This is a genomic window from Chamaesiphon sp. OTE_20_metabat_361 (genome assembly GCF_031364565.1).
The window spans coordinates 1-2250 of sequence record NZ_JANLWO010000144.1; the positions used below are offsets into that span (position 1 = coordinate 1).

2 protein-coding genes are annotated in these 2250 nt (G+C 49.7%); both read right to left on the reverse strand.

Features of this window, described 5'->3' with window-relative positions:
• Positions 1–344: 344 nt before the first annotated feature.
• A complete protein-coding gene (locus RMO35_RS04040) occupies positions 345–1244 on the reverse strand; it encodes a CoA-binding protein (protein WP_309738728.1) in 900 nt (299 codons plus the stop codon).
• A gap of 134 nt (positions 1245–1378) precedes the next feature.
• Positions 1379–2250: ATP-grasp domain-containing protein (locus tag RMO35_RS04045; protein WP_309738729.1), on the reverse strand; the 872-nt coding region annotated here is incomplete at its 5' end.

The window sequence follows — 2250 nt, forward strand, 5'->3', positions numbered from 1 at the left end:
GCTCCCCTCTGTCTTGTCTTGACGCGCTCGACCTGGAGGGAACCTCCGTGATGAGCGCGTCGCTGATTCGCTGAACCGTCGGGGAACAAAGGCGTGCGCGAATCGCTCCCAAGCTTGGGAGCGGCGTTTTTATGTCTAGGGTTCCCCCCGAATAAAAAAGCGGATTGATTTTCGGTCGGGTTTCCCGACCATGAAAATCAACCAAGCAACGACAAGACAGAGGGGTTGGGGGTGAGGGCAAAGGGCTGGCATTTTACATTTAATTTCGCCTAGCTACTTAGCATACTCAGTTTAAGTGCGATCGAGCGCTATCCACTATTCACTAGCCACTATCCACTCAGTTGTCACGCTTTCTGTGCTAACTTTTTCAACAAACTGGGAATTTGGCCGATCTTTTTGGCAACGGGAATTTTGGCGCGTTTGTAAGTCTCGATCCGTTGTTGGATCGTATCGGCATTGTGAATCGGCTTGGAAAGTGTATGGCTCAGGACGATCGCCGCATCGGTGAGCGGGTGTGGTGTATTGGCATGAATCCCCGCTAAATAGGCAACGACAGGTTTACCCTGTTGTGCCAGCAGATAAGCTGCTGTAGCTGCTTCAGAATCCCAGCAAATATCGCCGACAAGGACGATCGATTCGGTGAGCGGGTCAGACTGAAGCCACTCCAGCCACAGGCGACAGGAGGAGCCAACCAGCGGATCGCTACCGATATGAATGACGATCGATTGACCTAAGTTTGCCTGATTTAATTCGCTCGCAATTTCAGCAGTTAAGCTCTGATTGCGGCTGATAATTGCCACTTTACCAGGGCTAAATAATTGCGGCTGATAAATACCCAGCAATAATCGATCGGGAATGATAATCCCTGCGCTGCCAGTACCGAGAACCAGTGTATTGGTAATACTCGCTTGCCGTAAGAGTCGAATCATATCCAGCGGCGGAACACCCCTAGTAATCACAATTAGTTGGGGAATCCCAGCAGCAATCGCTTCGAGCGCGGCATCGAGTACCTGATAAGCAGATACAAAAATTAAGCTAGTCTCGATCGGCCCTAATACTGATTGAGCCTGCTCTACCAAGTCAAACATCGGCAAATCGCCCAGCTTTTGCCCTCCCTGTCCCGCACTCACAATCCCCGCGATTTTGGTACCGTAAGTTTGCATCCGACCGATTGCTGCCAGCGCCAGCGGGTTATCGATGCCTTGAATTAAAACGCGGCTATCTAGTTGCAGATCGATGGTCATTTAGATGGGGGATGGTAGATGGGAGATGGGTAAGAGGTAAGAGGTAAGAGGTAAGAGGTAAGAGGTAAGAGGTAACTGCGAGCGCGATATTCACTCAAACATTTCTTCCTAAAGCCTAAAGCCTAAAGCCTAATTCACTGTTTTGCAATTGCCAACGTCTGAGCGATCGCCCGATCGAAATTGGTCACAAGTTTAATCGATAATGGCAACAGACCCGCAAGCCTGTCGCGATCGTGCTCCAAAACTCGCCAGATTGTTGTCAGGTGCTGAAAATGGGGAAAATATTGGATGACTTGTTGACAAGCATCGATCTCACTCCCGACAAAATCAATCAATAAAACATTGACAACAGGTGCCTCATCTGGAGGCTGGCTAGTAGTAGCATTTACACCAATGCGATCGAGGGCGATCTGAATTTCTTGAGTACAAGTCGGATCGACGACGATACATTGCGCCACTCGACCGTCACCTTGAGCGATGCCATCCAGCATCGCTAGCGCCAAGCCATTGCCACTACAGAGGATGCTGATATTCCCCGCACTGGTAAATAATGGCGATAGTGTCCCCAATCGATTGCGGGCGACATCGACAACTTGCCACGGCTTGAGATTGGGATGTCTCCCTACAGCATAATGGTTAACACTCACTTTGCCATCAAGTGCCATCACCGCGCCATTGCGATCGATCCCCAAGGGATTGATTTCTACCAAGTCGAGATCTTGCGATCGCATCAAGATATACATCTTCTCGATAATCTCGCTCACCGCCAGCATCAGATCGCCCTGAAGTCCCATTTTGAGCGCCAGCCGCCGCGCGTAAAATGAGGAAAACTCATCGTAGACGACGACTTGCTGAATTTGATTCAAAATGGCATTAATATTCATCCCGCCGTCTGTAGAACCCAGCAGCACCGGACGACAAGACAATCTGTCGATCACGATCGCCAGATAAAATTCCTGGCTGGTATTGTATTTAGCTTCTGCCAGCAGCACCTTGGGATATTCAC

Coding starts and splice junctions, on each gene's coding strand:
- RMO35_RS04040 (WP_309738728.1), bottom strand. CDS start 1,244: ATGACCATCGATCTGCAACTAGATAGCCGCGTTTTAATTCAAGGCATC.